This window comes from Crocinitomicaceae bacterium (assembly GCA_016708105.1).
Classification (GTDB): Bacteria; Bacteroidota; Bacteroidia; order Flavobacteriales_D; family Crocinitomicaceae; genus JADJGJ01.
In genome coordinates, this window is the sequence record JADJGJ010000001.1 from 380,838 (window position 1) to 398,732 (window position 17,895).

14 protein-coding genes and 1 pseudogene are annotated in these 17,895 nt (G+C 37.1%); 5 read left to right on the forward strand and 10 right to left on the reverse strand.

Annotated features, from left to right (window positions below; translation table 11 throughout):
• The first annotated feature begins 41 nt into the window (after positions 1–41).
• Positions 42–2,396 (forward strand): TonB-dependent receptor, encoded by a 2,355-nt coding sequence (locus IPH66_01515; GenBank protein ID MBK7128030.1) that lies wholly within the window; start codon positions 42–44, stop codon positions 2,394–2,396.
• 131 nt (positions 2,397–2,527) lie between these two features.
• On the opposite strand, the gene IPH66_01520 is transcribed toward IPH66_01515, so the two are convergent.
• Complete coding sequence (locus tag IPH66_01520) at positions 2,528–2,983, reverse strand: hypothetical protein (protein MBK7128031.1); 456 nt, start codon at positions 2,981–2,983, stop codon at positions 2,528–2,530.
• Positions 2,984–3,226: 243 nt separating this feature from the next.
• Here IPH66_01520 and IPH66_01525 point away from each other — a divergent pair, with 243 nt between their 5' ends.
• On the forward strand, positions 3,227–3,700 hold the full coding sequence (locus IPH66_01525; protein MBK7128032.1) for a CYTH domain-containing protein: 474 nt from the start codon (positions 3,227–3,229) through the stop codon (positions 3,698–3,700).
• Here the strand turns inward: IPH66_01525 and IPH66_01530 are convergent.
• Positions 3,697–4,737: a YncE family protein gene (locus tag IPH66_01530; GenBank protein MBK7128033.1), complete on the reverse strand. Its 1,041-nt coding sequence runs from the start codon at positions 4,735–4,737 to the stop codon at positions 3,697–3,699. The two genes, IPH66_01525 and IPH66_01530, sit on opposite strands and share 4 nt — an antisense overlap.
• Before the next feature lie 527 nt (positions 4,738–5,264).
• On the opposite strand from IPH66_01530, the gene fabD reads away from it, so the two are divergent.
• From fabD to IPH66_01545, 3 genes are all read left to right on the forward strand, one after another.
• A complete protein-coding gene (fabD, locus tag IPH66_01535) occupies positions 5,265–6,146 on the forward strand; it encodes an ACP S-malonyltransferase (GenBank protein MBK7128034.1) in 882 nt (293 codons plus the stop codon).
• 132 nt (positions 6,147–6,278) lie between these two features.
• A complete protein-coding gene (locus IPH66_01540) occupies positions 6,279–7,466 on the forward strand; it encodes a T9SS type A sorting domain-containing protein (protein ID MBK7128035.1) in 1,188 nt (395 codons plus the stop codon).
• Between the two features lie 151 nt (positions 7,467–7,617).
• Positions 7,618–9,813 carry a tetratricopeptide repeat protein gene (locus IPH66_01545; protein ID MBK7128036.1) on the forward strand — a complete coding sequence of 732 codons (2,196 nt, stop codon included), beginning with the start codon at positions 7,618–7,620 and terminating at the stop codon, positions 9,811–9,813.
• 55 nt (positions 9,814–9,868) lie between these two features.
• On the opposite strand, the gene IPH66_01550 is transcribed toward IPH66_01545, so the two are convergent.
• From IPH66_01550 to IPH66_01585, 8 genes and pseudogenes are all read right to left on the reverse strand, one after another.
• Positions 9,869–10,096, reverse strand: a complete 228-nt coding sequence (locus IPH66_01550; GenBank protein ID MBK7128037.1) for a NifU family protein — start codon at positions 10,094–10,096, stop codon at positions 9,869–9,871.
• Positions 10,097–11,200: pseudogene (locus tag IPH66_01555) on the reverse strand (Mrp/NBP35 family ATP-binding protein).
• Positions 11,201–11,246: 46 nt separating this feature from the next.
• Positions 11,247–12,017, reverse strand: coding sequence for an enoyl-CoA hydratase/isomerase family protein (locus tag IPH66_01560; protein MBK7128038.1), 771 nt, complete (start codon positions 12,015–12,017; stop codon positions 11,247–11,249).
• 630 nt (positions 12,018–12,647) lie between these two features.
• A complete protein-coding gene (locus IPH66_01565; protein ID MBK7128039.1) occupies positions 12,648–13,079 on the reverse strand; it encodes a four helix bundle protein in 432 nt (143 codons plus the stop codon).
• 198 nt (positions 13,080–13,277) lie between these two features.
• Positions 13,278–15,326, reverse strand: a complete 2,049-nt coding sequence (gene paaZ, locus IPH66_01570; GenBank protein ID MBK7128040.1) for a phenylacetic acid degradation bifunctional protein PaaZ — start codon at positions 15,324–15,326, stop codon at positions 13,278–13,280.
• A 302-nt stretch (positions 15,327–15,628) separates the two neighbouring features.
• The gene (locus IPH66_01575) at positions 15,629–16,669 is read right to left on the reverse strand and encodes a Fic family protein (GenBank protein ID MBK7128041.1); all 1,041 of its coding nucleotides are present in this window, start codon (positions 16,667–16,669) and stop codon (positions 15,629–15,631) included.
• A gap of 71 nt (positions 16,670–16,740) precedes the next feature.
• Positions 16,741–17,346, reverse strand: a complete 606-nt coding sequence (locus tag IPH66_01580; GenBank protein MBK7128042.1) for a DUF922 domain-containing protein — start codon at positions 17,344–17,346, stop codon at positions 16,741–16,743.
• Positions 17,347–17,454: 108 nt separating this feature from the next.
• Positions 17,455–17,829 carry a globin gene (locus IPH66_01585; protein MBK7128043.1) on the reverse strand — a complete coding sequence of 125 codons (375 nt, stop codon included), beginning with the start codon at positions 17,827–17,829 and terminating at the stop codon, positions 17,455–17,457.
• Between the last annotated feature and the right edge of the window lie 66 nt (positions 17,830–17,895).

A 17,895-nucleotide genomic window follows, 5' to 3' on the forward strand; every position in this document is an offset into this window, starting at 1 on the left:
CAAGGTAGATAATACTTTTGTGCTCATAAAACTTTTACTGCATGAAATTTCTCACCTCATTGTGCCTGATTTTTTTTACTTCTGTCTTTGCTCAAAACATAACTCAAACTGTGCGCGGAACGGTGATTGACAAACAAACTATGCAACCGGTAATTGGCGCTAAGGTCATCGTTGTTGACTCTGACCCGCTGATTGGAAGCGTGACAGACCTTGACGGTGGCTTCAGATTACAAAATGTGCCATTAGGCAGACAAACGATCAGAATAAGTTTTGTTGGTTATGAAACCGTAACGCTAAGTAATTTGGATATATCAGGAAAAGAAATTGTCTTGCAAATTGAAATGATAGAGTCAGTAAATTCATTGAGTGAAGTTGAAGTAACAGCTGAGAAAGAAGGGGAGACTATTAATAAAATGGCCAATGTAAGTATTCGCTCTTTTAGTGTTGAAGAATCTAATCGGTTTGCCGGTGCGCATAATGATGTAGCACGTATGGCGCAAAACTACGCCGGTGTGCAAGGAACTAATGACTCACGAAATGATATTGTGATTCGCGGAAACTCACCTTCAGGTGTGCTTTTTAGAATGGAGGGTATTGATATTCCAAACCCCAATCACTTTGCACGCTTTGGTACAACCGGAGGTCCAATTAGTATGCTGAATAATAATGTGCTTTCAAATTCTGATTTTCTTACAGGGGCGTTTCCGGCTGAATATGGAAATGCTAACGCAGGTGTATTTGATTTGAAAATGAGAACAGGAAATAATGAGCAGCATGAATTTATGTTTCAATTTGGATTTAATGGTGCTGAACTCATGGCGGAAGGTCCTTTCTCTGACAGTAGCAAAGCATCTTATCTTTTCAGCTACCGATACTCAACACTTTTTATTTTTCAATACTTGGGAATAAATATTGGTACAACAGCTGCGCCCGATTATCAAGATTTGAGTTTTAAATTAAATTTTCCTTCAAAAAATGGAACAACAAGTATTTTTGGAATTGGCGGCATCAGCGTTGTGAGTCTTAAAGCTGAAGATGCTGCTGATAGTTCTGATTTATTTGCGCTTGATTACAGCAATACCTATTATAAATCAAACGTGGGTGCATTTGGTATCACACATAAACAACGCATTGGAAATTCCTCTTTTCTAAATATCTCTGCGGGCTTGCAAACAAGTTTGAATTTTATTTTAAATGATACTGTTGATTTGAATTACGAAAACCCGTTTCGCACGTTTGTTAGTAATTCTACCATTTCAAAACAAACCAGTGATATCTATTACAACAAAAAAATATCGTCACAACATACATTCAAAATTGGTTTGCATAATGATATTTATTTTCTGAATCTGAATGATTCAATTTACCGAACAAATGATAGTACCTATGAAGTTTTGCGTTCACATAAAGGAGAATTATTTTTAATTCAACCCTACGCTCAATATCAAATCAGACCCTCCCAGCGAATTACGATGAATATTGGTGTTCACGCACAAATTCTCACCTTGAATAATGAGGCAATCATTGAACCTCGTGCAGGTTTGTCATGGAATCTTTCAGAAAATGACCGACTGAGTTTTGGATATGGTTTGCACAGTCAAATGCAACCCATTGAAATGTACTTCAGACAAATTGAAGAAAATGGCGAAATGATAAACCCGAACAAGGATGTCAAATTTTCCAAAAGTCATCATATTGTAATAGGATATCAACGGAGTTTTCCGTTTGGGATTCAGGCAAAACTTGAAACCTATTATCAGCACTTGTATGATGTACCTGTGGACAGTGATTCATCTCAATTTTCAATTTTAAATTTTGGTGCAGATTTTAATACTGCACTTCCGCTCAATATGGTGAATAGCGGAAAAGGAAGAAATTACGGAATAGAATTAACCCTTGAAAAATTTCTGGATAAAGGGATTTATTTTCTAATTACCACATCGATTTATCAATCAAAATATACTCCTAGTGATGGTAAAGAATATAATACCGCATTCAACGGCAATTTTACTTTTAATGCCTTAGCCGGTTATGAATTGCGTTTTAAACCGGGAAAGAAAAAGCAATGTTCATTAACTTTTGATGTGAAATATACCTTGAATGGCGGCAAACGATACACTGAAATTTTGCTTGCAGAAAGTCAGTTACTCAATACTGAAATTCGTGATGTGCAACACACCAATGAAATGCGATACCCGAATTATACTCGCGGCGATTTGCGCATTGCATTTAAAATGGTAGGTAAAAAAGTTACGCAAGAGTGGGCGGCTGATTTTCAAAATATCACCAACTACAGAAATATTTTCTGGACACAGTATAACGTGAATACCATGCAAATTGAAACTACATATCAAACAGGATTTTTACCTATTGGACAATATCGGATTTATTTTTAGAAAAAGAGTTTAAACCGCTTTCATTTTCTGGTGAAGCAGAATAGAATGTTTGGGTTGATTCCTGACTGCGTACTGCGGAAAAAAGTTTCCAGAGCTTGCGTTGAAGTTACAGCACTTATTGCGAATAATAATCACTGCGCAGTCAACACAATTTTCACCAGTTTTCCGGGATATCCAACAGATTCTTCAGATTCAAACTGAAAACCATACCGGTTGTTTTCTATCACTTTATATTCACCGCTGAAATTTCTGCACTGTGAATAGGCCATGGTGCCGGTATCCGTTTCACCCGGATCAACGAAGAGAGAAAAATTTCCGCCGAGATTGTAAAATTTCCAGTAAAATGTTGTGGTACTTCCGCCTTGATGTTCCCAAATTGCAGTACAATATTCTTCTTGATTTTCACACGCACTGATTGACCATTTTGGCAACTTAGTGAAACTGGTTGTTCCGGCAGTTAATTCTGTTACGCACCAGCGCCCTTCTTTTATAAAACGCTTACCGGCAACGTGTGTTTTATCACATGAGGATACTATGAAAAACAATCCTGTAAGACATAGTAAAATATAATATTTCATCTTTTCCATCACCTCGCTTTTATACAATGTACGCATAACAAGCGTAAAAGGTTGTGTTTACTGCTTGAAAAACAAGGGTTTCTGATCAATATCAGTTGAGCTTTTGAAGTGAATTGTAGTTTCAAATCTGGTTTGAAGTGTGTTCCAAAAACGTATAAAACATAAGAATTTGCTATGAGTGGATTTTAAAATTAACTATTCCGAGTCTGACTTTCATCAATATCTTTGTCTTGTAGAATTTAACATAGAAACATGCCAAAAGAAATAGAATACAAGTACCTGATCAACTTGAACAAATGGAAAACGGTTCAACCTGAAAAATCAATTGAGATAAAGCAAGGTTACCTGAGTGATGATCCTGATAAAACTATTCGAATTCGCACCGCAGATGATAAAGCTTGGCTTACTATTAAGGGTAGAAACAAAGGTGCCGTGCGTGAAGAATTTGAACATGAAATTGAATTAGGTTTGGCTGAATCGTTGCTTGAAAAATTCTGTGACCAATTGATAGAAAAAACCAGACATCTTGTTCATAGCGGAAAACATCGTTGGGAAGTAGATGAATTTCATGGTGAGAATCAAGGTTTACTAGTTGCAGAAATTGAATTGCAACATGAAGATGAAGTGTACACAAAACCTGATTGGGTAGAAAAAAATGTTACGGATGATCCACGGTATTACAATTCAAATCTTGCAAAAAATCCATTTAAAAAGTGGCCTGATTAATCTTCACAACTACACAGCAACGCAGTGATACCATTAGGTGCAGTACCCACGTTGATAGTTTGAATCACGGTCAATGTTTCAGCAGAAATTACAGAAACCGTATTATCGGCCAAATTAGTAACAAAAATTTTCGTTCCGTCATTACTGGTGACTACCCCATGTGCGCCATTACCTACAGTAATAGTTGAGGTTACCGTGTTGGAATCTGTGTCAATTACATAAAGTTTATTGGAAGCAGGATTACCATTTACAATACCTTGATCACACACGTAGATTTTTTTATTGTCAGGCGAAGGATAAAGTTGAATCGGGCCTTGCGCATCTGTCGGTAATGGAATGCGTGTAGTATCTCCGTTGGTGATGTCATATTTAACCACCTCTTTCAAATCATAAATACTCACAAACGCGGCGTTGAGTGTTGGAAGAACAGCAGTTTGAACGGCAATGCCTCCCACATTAATTTTCTCCATTGTACCACTTGCCAGATCAATAATAGCCAGCTCAAATGAATTCATGCAGGCAACATAAAGTTTACCATCCATCATTCGCATGCCGTGTGGTCCGCTGTTTGCACCCAAATCAAAACTTTGTTTCAATTCCATTTTTTCAGCGTCAACCTGAAATACTTTTCCGCTCTCGTTAGCTGTCACATAGACAAATTCTCCGCTTTCATCAGTTACAACATGTGCCAAGTGTTGTTCTTCTCCCAAGCTTAAAGTTTGGACCACTTTTTCTCTGCGGCTATTCATTTTCATCAATAATTCGTCTCCGTGTCCGTGCATGGGAATTGCCGTGACCCATACAAATTCATGATCAGGATTTGATTGAATATTATGTGCCATGTACATCTCATTTTTTATCGTGAGATCTACCGTATTTAATACTTCTCCGTTATCTGCATCAAACACTGTAACCGAACCGGACTCTTCATTGGCAACAAATATTTTTTCTATAGTATCACCTTTGCAATGGTCTTTTTTATTGCATGAAAACGTGAGTGCAATGATGCCGATAAATAAAACAAGAAATCTTTTCATAACACAATAACAGTTTATTAATACAATTTATTGCACGAATAACAGAAAAGATTATCGTAAAAACAAGGATATTGTTCATGTCAGTTGGAAAGCTAACTAATTATTGGATGAAATAGAAACTACGGTAAATTTCCTCTCCCTTAATCCCCCTCAGTGAGGGGGAAAGCCGTAGCGCAAGGGTTTCCGAAGAGTGCGAACTCACGTCACTTCCTCTTTCCTTTGGAGAGAGGAAAGAGGAGTGAGGATAAAAACGTGAACTAACGTCACCTCTTTTCCCTCCCCCTTAATTCCCCTCAGCGAGGGAAAGCCATAGCGCAAGGGTTTTGAAAAAGTGCGAACTCACGTCACTTCCTCTTTCCTTTGGAGAGAGGAAAGAGGAGTGAGGATAAAAACGTGAACTAACGTCACCGCCTTTCCTTTCCTCAGTCCTAAATGCCTAACCCCTTGATCTCTTTGCAAGTTCAAAACAAAAAACCTGTATTGATGAAATTCAGTTAATTTTACACAAATCAATAAAATCTATCTTCATGAGAGCATACGTATTTCCAGGTCAGGGTTCACAGTTTGTAGGAATGGGAAAAGACCTTTATGAGAATTCTGTTTTAGCGAAAGAATTATTTGAAAAGGCAAACGATGTTTTAGGATTCAGAATTACCGATGTGATGTTTAATGGAACTGAAGAAGATTTGAAGCAAACAAAAATTACACAACCTGCTATATTTTTACATTCGGTTATTCTGGCGCATGCACTGCAAGATCGTTTTCAACCGCAAATGGTTGCAGGACATTCAGTAGGTGAATTGTCAGCTTTGGTTGCAAATAAAACTTTGCGTTTTGAAGATGGTTTACGTTTAGTGTCCATTCGCGCAATCGCCATGCAAAAAGCGTGTGAGGCAGTGCCTTCTACCATGGCAGCAATAATAGGATTGGAAGATGAAGTGATAGAAAAAATATGTTCAGAAATTGATGGGGTAGTGGTGCCTGCAAATTACAATTCACCAAGTCAGTTAGTTATTTCAGGCGCCGTTGATGCTGTGAATGCGGCATGCGCAAAACTAACTGAAGCCGGTGCTAAACGTGCAATGTTACTTCAGGTTGGTGGCGCTTTTCACTCGCCTCTCATGGAACCTGCAAAAGAAGAACTGTCAAAGGCTATTGCAGAGATCCAATTCTCAAATCCTATTTGTCCTATTTATCAAAACGTGAGTGCAAAAGCATGTATTGATCCTGTTGAAATAAAAAAGGATCTCGCTGCTCAGGTAACTGCGCCGGTGAAGTGGACACAAATAATGAATCAGATGCTCGCTGATGGTTGCACTTCTGTCACTGAAGTGGGGCCGGGTAAAGTGTTGCAAGGTCTCTTTAAAAAAGTGGATCGTCAATTGCCTTGTGAGAGTGCTTCAATTTAAAACTGATTTTTTGGAATGCATGTAATAAATTCTTGCGTTTCGGAGCAAAAAATTTCTCTGACTCGTACTCATTGGTTCGTGTTCCATTAGCCAACCTCTTCACTCGAAAATTAACGTGATTTCATTCAACCAATGATCTATTTCCTGCGTAAATGGAACATGAAGTCATCCATTCAATCATTTATTTTTAGCATTTTTTTCATGTGGATAGCACTGGCAGAAAATGTTGTTTTGTCGCAAGCTTATCCGCAGTTTGGTGATGAGAAAAAAGTGACTATCGTAGGCTTAACTCATGATGCAATGGAACCATTTCTATCGGCTGATGAGCAAATTTTATTTTTTAATTCACTGAATTCTGGTGGTAATACAAATCTCTATTATGCGACGCGTGTAAACGATACTACGTTTAATTATGTTGGATTGGTTGGCAATGCGTTTGATCCTTCTCCTTCTCATCTTGACGGAGTTCCATCCTTAGATATGAATAATCGTTTTTTCTGGGTTTCACTCAGGGATTATCCTACCATTTATGAAAATCTTCTCAACTCAAATTACAGTGGTGGATCAGTGTCTGACATTAAACATACGTATGGTGATTTTAATGTGTATCTGCCCGGCTGGTTGATTATGGATGCGGCTATTTCATACGATGGAAATTTTCTTTATTATGTCAACGCGTATTTTAATTCATGTGCTTTCGGTATGCCGTGTGAGGCTTCACTTGGTGTAGCTGAAAAAGTAAATGATACCACGTTTAACAAATTACCTAATACTGATGGAATTTTCTCACTCATCAATGATGCAAATTATATTGTTTATGCACCGCAATTAAGTGTTGATGGCAAAGAATTTTATTTTACTCGCATTGAAGACGGAACGGTTAATTCTGAAATTTGTGTTGCCGTAAGAAATTCACCTGCGGATACCTTTAGTTTGCCTATGGTAATTTATTCAAACAACGGTTACGTGCCTGAAGCTGCTACCATTTCAAATGACAAATCTAAATTGTATTATCATCAAAAAAATAGTGTGGGTGTTTTTGAAATTTATTTGCGATATCGCACCGGTACACTTGAAATTTCTCAACCAACAAATCAATTGACATGGAATGTGTTTCCTAATCCGGCGTATGACGTTGTTACGATAAATACATCTGAAATAAATTTTTCTGTCAAATTATTGAATACAACCGGTGAAGAATTAAAATCTTTCACAAATGAAAAAAATATTCCGGTGGCTGATCTCGCACCCGGAAATTATATCGTGCAAATCACTACAGAATTTTCTTGTGATGAAAAATTGATTACGGTGGTGAAATAGGGTGGTGCGTTTGTCATTTTTTATTTAATTCATCGATCACTGATCTGATTTCTAATGCCTTATTTAAAACGATAAAATTAATTAGTGAACCTGAGAATCTGATCTGGTTACAATCATTATCTTTAATCATAACACGGTTAATTTATTTACTGTGAAAAAACGCGAAAGGTATCGAATTCTTGTCATGATGTTCTGGCTGTTTTCAGCTTGGCAAACTTATGCCGGTGATAAACAATTCCAGATTGATTCTCTCAATCAAATTATTGAAACCACAACTAACGATACTGTTCTGGTGAAGGCCTATATGGATCTTGACAATATCATTTATGCCAGTGATCCAAAACTTGATAAGCAGATCAATATCACGGTACTTGGTATCTGCAATAAAAAGTTGGTTGAGACTTCTACGCTTTCAAAACATGAAATTTATTTTTATAAAAAACACAAAGGTGCCGCCCTCAATAATTTGGGTGTTATTGCAAAAACACAAGGCAACTTGGATTCTGCTTTATTTTACAACCAAGAAAGTTTGAAGTTGAAAGTTGAAATCAATGATAAAAAGGGAGTAGGGAATTCATACATCAATATCGGAAGTATATATCATCAAAAAGGTGATTTGGTTACCGCACTGAATTATTATTTTAAATGTCTTGAATTGCGTGAGAGTATTAAAGATGAAAAAGGCATTGCTACCCTGTTGATTAATATTGGCGCAATTTATCACTACCAAGATGATTATGCCAATGCATCAAAATACTATTTTGAAAGTATTGAGCGATTTAAACAATTGGGTGATTCGAAAGGAGTTGCTAACGCCTATTCCAATTTGGGTACTGTATATCTTGAACAAGGTGATTCATCAAAGAGAGCCGGTAATATGGAGTATGCAAATAAAAAATATGATCATGCATTAAGCAATTATGAGCTGGCCTTGCGAGTAGATTTGGAATTGGATTCAAAAATTGGAATTGCCAAAGATTATAATAACATGGGTTCAGCAAATTATAAAAAAGGAAATTTAGATACTGCCCTTGTTTACTTTTTTAAATGCGCTGAATTGCGAGATGCTTTGCAGATTAAATCAGGTTTGGCATCATGCTATTATAATATTGCCAATATTTATTACGATAAAGGAAACTATAACAAATCAAAACAATACGGTGAAAAATCATATGCATTGGCAAAAGAAGTGAATTCAATTCTTGAATTGAACGGAGCATCTGCTGTTTTGCACCGCACATATAAAAAATTGGGAAAATATAAAGAAGCCTTGCAAATGCATGAAGAATGGTATATGTCTGAAGATAGTCTTTCAAGTAAAGAAAGATCAGTGCAAACCATTCAACAGTATTATCGTTATGAATATGAGAAAAAATCTACCGCTGACAGTGTTCAAAATGCAAAAATGCAAGAGGTAAAAGATCTTCAGATTCAAAAACAAGACGCTGAACTTAATGCAAAGAGAAATCAACAAATTGCCTTGTTTGGAGGACTTTTACTCATGCTGGTTTTTGCTGTGATTATGTACAACCGGTTTCAAGTAACGCGAAAACAAAAACACATTATTGAATTGCAAAAAGAAATTGTTGAAGAGAAGCAAAAAGAAATTCTGGATTCCATTCTCTATGCAAAAAGAATTCAACAAGCCATTTTGCCTCCTGATAAAACCGTGAGAAAACACTTACCTGATCATTTTATTCTATACCTACCCAAAGATATTGTTGCAGGAGATTTTTACTGGCTTGAATCAAAACCTGATAAAATATTATTTGCTGCTGCTGACTGCACGGGGCATGGTGTGCCGGGCGCAATGGTAAGTGTAGTTTGCAACAATGGACTTAACCGCAGCGTGCGTGAATTAAATATTACCACGCCCGGAAAAATTCTTGACAAAACACGTGAAATTGTGATTCAGGAATTTGAGAAAAGTGAAGATGATGTGAAAGATGGAATGGACATTTCACTGTGCGCAATAACACCATCAAGTCAAATGCTTGAATGGGCAGGCGCAAATAATCCGCTTTGGATAATTAGAAATGATCAATTGATTGAATTCAAACCGGACAAACAACCAATTGGAAAAATTGAAAATGCGAAAGACTTTACCACCCAATCAATTCAACTTGAACAGGGTGATGTGATTTATGTTTTTACAGATGGTTTTCAAGATCAGTTTGGTGGTGAAAAAGGCAAAAAATTCAAAGCCTCACAATTAAAAGATTTGCTACTTTCAATTTCCAAAGAACCCATGGAGCAACAAAAACATATTTTGCAAAAATCTCTTCAAAGCTGGCGCGGCTCATTAGAACAGGTGGATGACGTTTGCCTTGTTGGGGTTCGGGTTTAGTTTTATGCACAAAACACAATGATTGAACCTATCTCGGTAGTTGCGCAATTTAATACTAAACCGCCTGTACAGATTTAATTTCAGGAATTGCATTTTTCACCGCTTCTTCTATTCCGGCTTTTAGAGTCATTGCACTCATTGAACATGATTCACAAGCACCAATCAAACGCACGCGAACGATGTTGTCTTTTGTTACTTCTACCAATTCTACATCACCACCATCTCTTTGTAAAAATGGGCGAATAGAGTTGAGTGCAATTTCTATTTTTTCAGTTTGATCCATTCAATCTGCAATGCAATGTTTTGACACCATGAAAGAAAAACCGAGTTAATCTTTTGGAAGTCCTTCTACAAATTTACGCACAAATTCTTCAAAAACCTTCGCTGACAAAGTATTATCCTGTAAAACCGCCGGACGGCCAACATCTCCGGCCTCACGCACGCTCTGAATTAGCGGAATCTGAGCCAGCAATGGAACATGCATAGCTGCCGCTAAATTGCTTGCTCCGTCTTTTCCAAAAATATAATATTTATTATCAGGCAGTTCTTCAGGCGTGAACCAGGCCATGTTTTCTACTATGCCAAGTACCGGAACTTTAAGTGAATCCATGCGGAACATATTAATTCCTTTGCGTGCATCAGCTAGTGCAACTTCTTGCGGTGTGCTGACCACAACCACGCCGGTAAGTGGAACATTTTGCACTAAAGTTAAATGTACATCACCTGTTCCCGGTGGTAAATCAACAATCATAAAATCCAAATCTCCCCAGTCAGCATCTTTGAACATCTGATTGAGCGCTTTAGTTGCCATTGGACCGCGCCATACAACTGCTTGTTCAGGGTCAGCGAAAAAACCAATAGATAATATTTTTACTCCGTATGATTCAATGGGCTGAATTAAAGTTTTTCCATCTTTTTCAATGCCAACCGGACGTTGCCCAACCAAATCAAACATGGTTGGCATAGAAGGGCCATAAATATCGGCATCTACTAAACCAACACGGTATCCCATTTTTGCCAAACCCGCAGCAAGATTTGCCGTAACGGTTGATTTTCCAACCCCCCCTTTACCGCTGGCTACAGCAATGATGTGTTTTACATTAGAAAGTATGGCGCGTATTTCAGGCTCTTTGTCTTTTGGTAAAGGAATGAGTGAAATTTTTGCGTTTACATCTTTTCCAAATGCTCTTTCAAGTTGAAATTGCAAGGCTTCTTCCATGCGTTTTTTTGCATGCAAAGCTGGATTATACATTTTAACCGTGAATGAAATTTCTTTATCTTGAATTGAAATATCTGAAACTAAATCTAGTGTTACTATATCTTTTTTCAGATCAGGCTCAATTACTTTAGCAAGTGCGTTGAGAATATTTTCTTTGGTGATTTCCATGTGAATGAATAGTCTGCAAAATTATATTTATTTTTTTGTCTGAGCGCTATTTTGATTTAAACTGATTGATGGCATTGCGCGTAAATTCTGACAATACCAATTCACCACTCATCCCCGCACGAACCTTTAACAAGTTGTCCCAGTTTTCTGTTCCCTCCCAGAATATTTTTTTGAGTTTTGCCATGGCTTCAGGATTTGATGCTGCCAATTTGTTGGCAAGCACGTCAATGGCTTTATCCATTTCTTCAACCGTGTCAAACACTTCTGCAAAGAGTCCTTTTTGTTTTGCCCATTCGGCTGATTGGAATTCAGTTGCATTAATTGTGAGTTGAGACATGGCACTCAAACCAACTTTTCTCTGCACGGCGGGTCCCACAACAAATGGTCCAATTCCAACTGCCAATTCTGAGAGTTTTACTTCAGCATTTTTTGTTGCAAAACAATAATCTGCAGTGGCTGCCAAACCAACTCCGCCGCCCACGGCTTTGCCTTGCACTCTTCCAATAATGAGTTTGGATGATTTTCTGCAGGCGTTGATTACCATGGCAAATCCTGAGAAAAACTGAGTACCGCTTTTTAAATCTTTGATGGAGATTAATTCATCAAAACTAGCTCCTGCGCAAAATGCTTTTTCACCGGCAGATTTTAATACTATTACTTTAACTGAATTCATGGCGCTCACATCAGAAATTGTTTTTGCCAATTGCGCCAGAATTTTTCCCGGCAGTGAATTACTCATTGGATGACCAAACTCAATCGTAGCGATTCCTTTTTCGTTGATGTCGTACTTGACGTGTCCTTGGTTTATTGCGTTCATAGTTTTTAGGTTTTGGGGATTAGGTTTTGGGGATTAGGTTTTGGGGATTAGGTTTTAGGGTTTAGGGGTGATTGTTATTTTAATTTTTTTATTCACAAACTGAGCATCTTTCCTATTTCTTCAAATTTAATTTTTATATCTCTCTTTTTTCCTCTTTCAAATAAATAAGCATCCAACAAATTTTAGAATTTCACCAACCCCTAACTTCTATTCCCTAACTCCTAATCCCATTTAGCTTTTAGAAATTAGGTTTTAGGGCTTAGCGGTGATGAGCAAATTATTATAATTCTCCCTAACTCCTAAACCCTAACTCCTAACTCCTAACTCCTAACTCCTAACCCCTAACTCCTATTAGGTTTTTGGCATTTGGGGTGGTTTTTTTTGTTCTAATTTTTTTATTAACGAACGGAGCATCTTTCCTATTTCTTCAAATTTAATTTTTATATCTCTCTTTTTTCCTCTTTCAAATAACTAAGCATCGAACAAATTTTAGAATTTCACCAACCCCTAACTTCTATTCCCTAACTCCTAATCCCATTTAGCTTTTAGAAATTAGGTTTTAGGGCTTAGCGGTGATGAGCAAATTATTATAATTCTCCCTAACTCCTAAACCCTAAACCCTAACTCCTATTAGGTTTTTGGCATTTGGGGTGGTTTTTTTTGTTCTAATTTTTTTATTAACGAACGGAGCATCTTTCCTATTTCTTCAAATTTAATTTTTATATCTCTCCCATTATCTTGATTAATGTATCCAAGCATTGAACAAATGGTTAATTGAGTTTCAGTTTCGCAAAGTGACCCATAAGCAATTCGCAGGAATTGAATATAGTTTCCGAGACTATTCCTGCCCCAGCCTTCAGCAATATTAGACGGAACCGATACAGCGGCTTTGCGTATTTGTGCTGATAATCCAAATTTTTCGTCCGGTGGTAGTTCATTCGTTAAGGCATAAATATCTATAACCAATTGCATTGATTTTTGCCAAACCAACAAATCACGATAAGATTTAATCTCTCCGTACTGAGTATAACTTTCTTCAACTATTTCAAAATCGCTATTCATTCTTTCAAACTAGATTTTTTTCCCTTCTAATAGAGGTTATGGTTTAGGTTTTCATTCGTTTAATTACTAAATTTTTCCCCCAACCCCTAACCCCTAACCCCTAACCCCTAACCCCTAACCCCTAACTCCTAACTCCTAACTCCTAACTCCTAACTCCTAACTCCTAACTCCTAACTCCTAACCCCTAACTCCTAACCCCTATCCCTGCTCCAACTTCTTCACCATCGTCAATATAGTTGCAATCCCTACCGTTTCTCCTGTCTCATCATAAATGTCTACCAAAAATTTTACAATGCCTTTTGCAACATCTGATTCATTGCGTTTTTCTTGATTTATTTTTTCTTTTACCGTAAATCTTACGCCAATAGTTGCGCCGGGATAAACCGGTTTTGTAAATCGTGCTTCATCAATTCCGTAATTCAAAAGTACCGGACCTTTTTTTGGGTCAACAAATAAACCTGCTGCTTTTGAGAGAATGAAATATCCGTGAGCAACTCTGCGTTCAAACAAAGTTCCTTCCAGAGATGTTGCATCCATGTGTGCATAAAAATTATCACCGCTTACATTGGCAAAATTTACAATATCTGCATCAGTCACTGTGTGCTTGTGTGTGAAAACAGTTTCTCCAACTTGTAATTCTTCAAAATGTTTTCTGAATACATGTGGAGTTGCTTCTGGCATATCTGCACCAATCTGAAACTGTTCAGTAATTTTTGTAATTGTTTGCGGATGCCCTTGAATGGCGGTGCGTTGTAAATAATGAAGCACGCCTCTTTTTCCTCCCATCTCTTCGCCACCGCCGGCACGCCCAGGGCCACCATGAGTTAGCATAGGCATGGGTGATCCATGTCCTGTACTTTCATCTGCACAACGACGATTTAATACATGTATTCTACCATGTGATGTTGATGCGCCTAATACATATTCTCTTGCAATTTCATCATCTGCAGTTATAATGGAAGAAACTAATGAACCTTTACCCATGCGCGCAATTTCAATAGCATCATCTAATGTTTTATAAGGCATAATGGTAGACACCGGTCCAAAACATTCTATATTATGTACTCCTTGATTTTTAAACGGATCATCATTTCTGAAAACGATTGCAGGAAAAAATGCTCCCTTATTTTTATCTGCACTAATCACATCAAAATTATCCAAATCACCAATGACAATTTTCTGCTCTTTCATTAATAATTCAACGTTGTGTTTTACACGCTCAACTTGTAATTTGGAAGCAAGAGAACCCATGCGAACATTCGCATCAGCAGGATCTCCCATGGTGTTTTTTGCAAGGCGAGATGCCAATGCTTTCTGTACATCATCAATTAAATTTTCAGGGACAATGATACGGCGTACGGATGTACATTTTTGTCCTGCTTTTATGGTGATTTCTTTTTGAACTTCTTTGACAAAAATATCAAACTCAGGCGTGCCGGGAACTGCGTCAGCACCAAGTATTGCAGCATTCAACGAATCAGCTTCAAGATTAAAAGGGACAGAATTTTCAACGATGTTTGGCGAAGCTTTTAATTTTTTTCCCGTTGCTGCTGAGCCGGTAAAAGTCACCACATCTTCATGTGTTACATGATCTAAAATACCACGCCCTAAACCGCAAACTAATTGCAGGGCGCCTTCAGGAACAATACCGCTGGCAACAATATCACGCACCACTACTTCAGTAAGATAACACGTAGATTCAGACGGTTTCACAATAGCCGGAACACCGGCAAGAAAATTGACAGCTATTTTTTCAAGCATTCCCCAAACCGGGAAATTAAACGCATTGATATGAATGGCAACCCCTTTTTTAGGCACCATGATGTGATGTCCAATAAATGAACCTGATTTAGAAAGATTCACTGCGGTTCCATCAACGTAATAAGGTAAATCAGGGAACTGTCTGCGCAGTGATGCATTGGCAAATAAATTTCCGCAACCACCTTCAATATCAATCCATGAATCAACACGCGTGGCGCCTGTCCAAGCACTTACTTCATAATATTTCTTTTTATTTTTCATCAGAAAAAGTGCCAGTTCTTTCAGCATTAAACCTCGCTGTTGAAATGTCATTTTACTGAGTACTTTACCGCCTGTTGATTTTGCATATTGCATCATGGCGGCATAATCTAATCCTGCTGATGAACAGGTACCAATTTGTTCTCCGGTTATGGCATGGAATAATTCGGTTTCTACACCATCACCATGTACCCATTTACCCTGGGCATAATTCTGATATACTTGCATGTGTTGTCCAATTAATGAGGGATAAAGTTAGGGAATTTTTCAGTTTCTGGTATGCAGTTCATATTGTTGTGAACGGCAGGTCATTTCTGCCTATTCCTCATTGTTATATGCGTGCTAAACAATAGAAGTTATTCTTATTCTGTCAATGAAAAATAAGTTATACCTTTTGCAATATACACCGATGTCGTATAGGTATTGACGTCCAATGGTAAGACGGTATAAATTAATTCGTGATCGAAAAAATGACAGCGGAGCTAATGACGAGTTAAGTTGAAATTTAACTTGATTTTTTCTTGTAAGAATTACGAACCTATATTAATTCTCCAAAATCCCTTTTTATCGCTTCCAGCTCGTTCAAGTTTAGCTTCACTTTTAAGTTCTCTTATTTTTCGTTTTATCGTGCTGGTACTTACATTTAACTTTGTGCTTAACATCTCGATAGTTATATTTTTATCAGCGAGAATTAATTTTATCATGGCAGTTTTTACTGGGTCATTTACAGGGTCATATACAGGGTCAATATCTTTTGTAACGGCTGCTACGTGAAGATTTCTATTTTTAAGCGTGTGATTTTTATTTTGAAGAAGGTTGTCGAAAAATAGGAGCAGAAATTTATTTGTTTTGTAAATTCCTTTTGAAAGATCTTCATAATTTGCGCGGACTAGTGCGTTTCTAAAGTACAGAGAATGGTTTTCGAACAAATCATTATTTACATCTTTAAAGCCAAGCTTTCTAAGATACTTGATTAAAAAAATTGCCGTCGTTCTTGTATTGCCTTCACCAAATAGGTGAATTTGCCACAAATTAGAAATAAAACTTGCAACGTGTTCAATGATATTATTCAAATTCATGCCTGAATAGTTGAATAATTTCTCTTCTTTGAAGTCAAATTCAATAGTTGATTTTAAGCTATTCGCACTGCCGTATAAAACAGTTTCTCCGTCAAGAACCCATTCTTGTTTTGTGATATTATATTTTCTAATTTGCCCGGCATGCTTATAAATTCCACTGAACAATCTGCGATGAATGGACATATATTCAACCGGTGAAAATGTGAAGGTTTTTTCACTTAGAATTTCTGTAATTCGTGCTGCAACTTTGTCCGCTTCTTCTGTGCGATCTTCATCACTTTTTGGAGGGTGTTGTTTGTAATAGTTATCAAGACGTTTTTTTACTTCCTCAATTGTGATGTCGCCCTCAATATTTTGACTGGCAGTTTGTAGTAAGTACTCAGAGGTTTTTAAACCATCAACTTGTTGCAAACCAATTGCAACTTTCCAAACTTTCGCTTTTTCTGCTTTGTTAGGTTCTCCCTGATGTAAATATTCTTCAAAATGATTCATTCAATGAATGATACTAGTGATGGTTTATTCCCATTTAATTCTTTGGTGCAAATAAAGATAATGCAATCAAATCATTCCGTCAATAAATACCCAACATTTAATCTGTACTCAGTACCTGACCAATCGTTTAATGAATCAAGCATGTGACTTATTTTTTGATCCCAAGTTGTTTGAATTTCTTTGTTTTTTGAATGATCTGTTTCTGCATCATATTTATCTTGCATCTTTTCACAGTCATCAAAATTAGTTTGAAAAAGTTTACTTATTTCGTCATCCAGAGTTTCGTATTTCGAGAAATTTTTTTCAAGCAGATCTTTGCGTAAAATGCGTGCAAAAACTTCTGTGATATCAAAATGCCTTTGTTCATGATTGAGTATATGATCATTCACATTTTTTGTTTTCCAGGATTGTTTTGGATCAAAAATAGTTTCTACGGTAATGTTCAATTCATCTCCAATTCCGCCGTATGAAAATCTAATGGCTGACCATGTGATTGCTTCATAAGGACTTGAAGAAGGAACCTTTCCTTTAAAATCATCCCAGCTTACTTGACGCTCATCCCAATAAACGTAATTTTTGTCTCGTTCAGTACCTTCATCTGTTTTTTTATTTATTGAAGATATCAACGCAACCGAGGTAATAATCAGAAGCGAAACAATTGGAAAAAACTTTTTCATGATCCATTGATTTGATGATACAAACCTAAACAAATTCCGTACCTGAATACATGAGGTTGTATATTTTATGCTACTCGTGTATGTATGCCAGAAAGATTCTGTGCGCTATTAACGGTTAACCATGTGGTTGGCCACAGCCGGAAAACAATTGTACAAGGCAATTTGTAACTGAGGGTCATCTACGCTTTGTTCAATGGCAGCCTTCATTAAACGCAACCATTCATCTCGTGCCTCAGTATTGATTGGGTGGGCTAAATGACGCTCACGCATGCGTGGATGACCATACTTTTCAGTGTACCGCAAAGGGCCTCCTAAAAATTGGGTAAGAAAACAATACTGCTTGTCTAATATCTCGTCTTTACTGGTTTTGGTGAACATGTGACCGATCACAGAACTAGTAAAAACCTTGTCGTAAAAATTACGTAAAAGTAGCATGAGAGTGTCATCTCCTAATTGTTGATAGATTGTTTGATGGTTTTCCATAAGCTCAATTTGGCATGAATTGTGAGGAATTTTGGTAAAATTAATGTAACTTTATCGGAAGTGTTG

Bases quoted from the DNA above. Each gene is read 5' to 3' on its own strand.
- paaZ (MBK7128040.1), bottom strand. From the start codon at position 15,326: ATGCAAGTATATCAGAATTATGCCCAGGGTAAATGGGTACATGGTGAT.
- IPH66_01540 (MBK7128035.1), top strand. From the start codon at position 6,279: ATGATCTATTTCCTGCGTAAATGGAACATGAAGTCATCCATTCAATCA.
- IPH66_01525 (MBK7128032.1), top strand. From the start codon at position 3,227: ATGCCAAAAGAAATAGAATACAAGTACCTGATCAACTTGAACAAATGG.
- IPH66_01575 (MBK7128041.1), bottom strand. From the start codon at position 16,669: ATGAATCATTTTGAAGAATATTTACATCAGGGAGAACCTAACAAAGCA.
- IPH66_01580 (MBK7128042.1), bottom strand. From the start codon at position 17,346: ATGAAAAAGTTTTTTCCAATTGTTTCGCTTCTGATTATTACCTCGGTT.
- IPH66_01550 (MBK7128037.1), bottom strand. From the start codon at position 10,096: ATGGATCAAACTGAAAAAATAGAAATTGCACTCAACTCTATTCGCCCA.
- IPH66_01515 (MBK7128030.1), top strand. From the start codon at position 42: ATGAAATTTCTCACCTCATTGTGCCTGATTTTTTTTACTTCTGTCTTT.
- IPH66_01520 (MBK7128031.1), bottom strand. From the start codon at position 2,983: ATGGAAAAGATGAAATATTATATTTTACTATGTCTTACAGGATTGTTT.
- IPH66_01560 (MBK7128038.1), bottom strand. From the start codon at position 12,017: ATGAACGCAATAAACCAAGGACACGTCAAGTACGACATCAACGAAAAA.
- IPH66_01530 (MBK7128033.1), bottom strand. From the start codon at position 4,737: ATGAAAAGATTTCTTGTTTTATTTATCGGCATCATTGCACTCACGTTT.
- IPH66_01565 (MBK7128039.1), bottom strand. From the start codon at position 13,079: ATGAATAGCGATTTTGAAATAGTTGAAGAAAGTTATACTCAGTACGGA.
- IPH66_01585 (MBK7128043.1), bottom strand. From the start codon at position 17,829: ATGGAAAACCATCAAACAATCTATCAACAATTAGGAGATGACACTCTC.
- fabD (MBK7128034.1), top strand. From the start codon at position 5,265: ATGAGAGCATACGTATTTCCAGGTCAGGGTTCACAGTTTGTAGGAATG.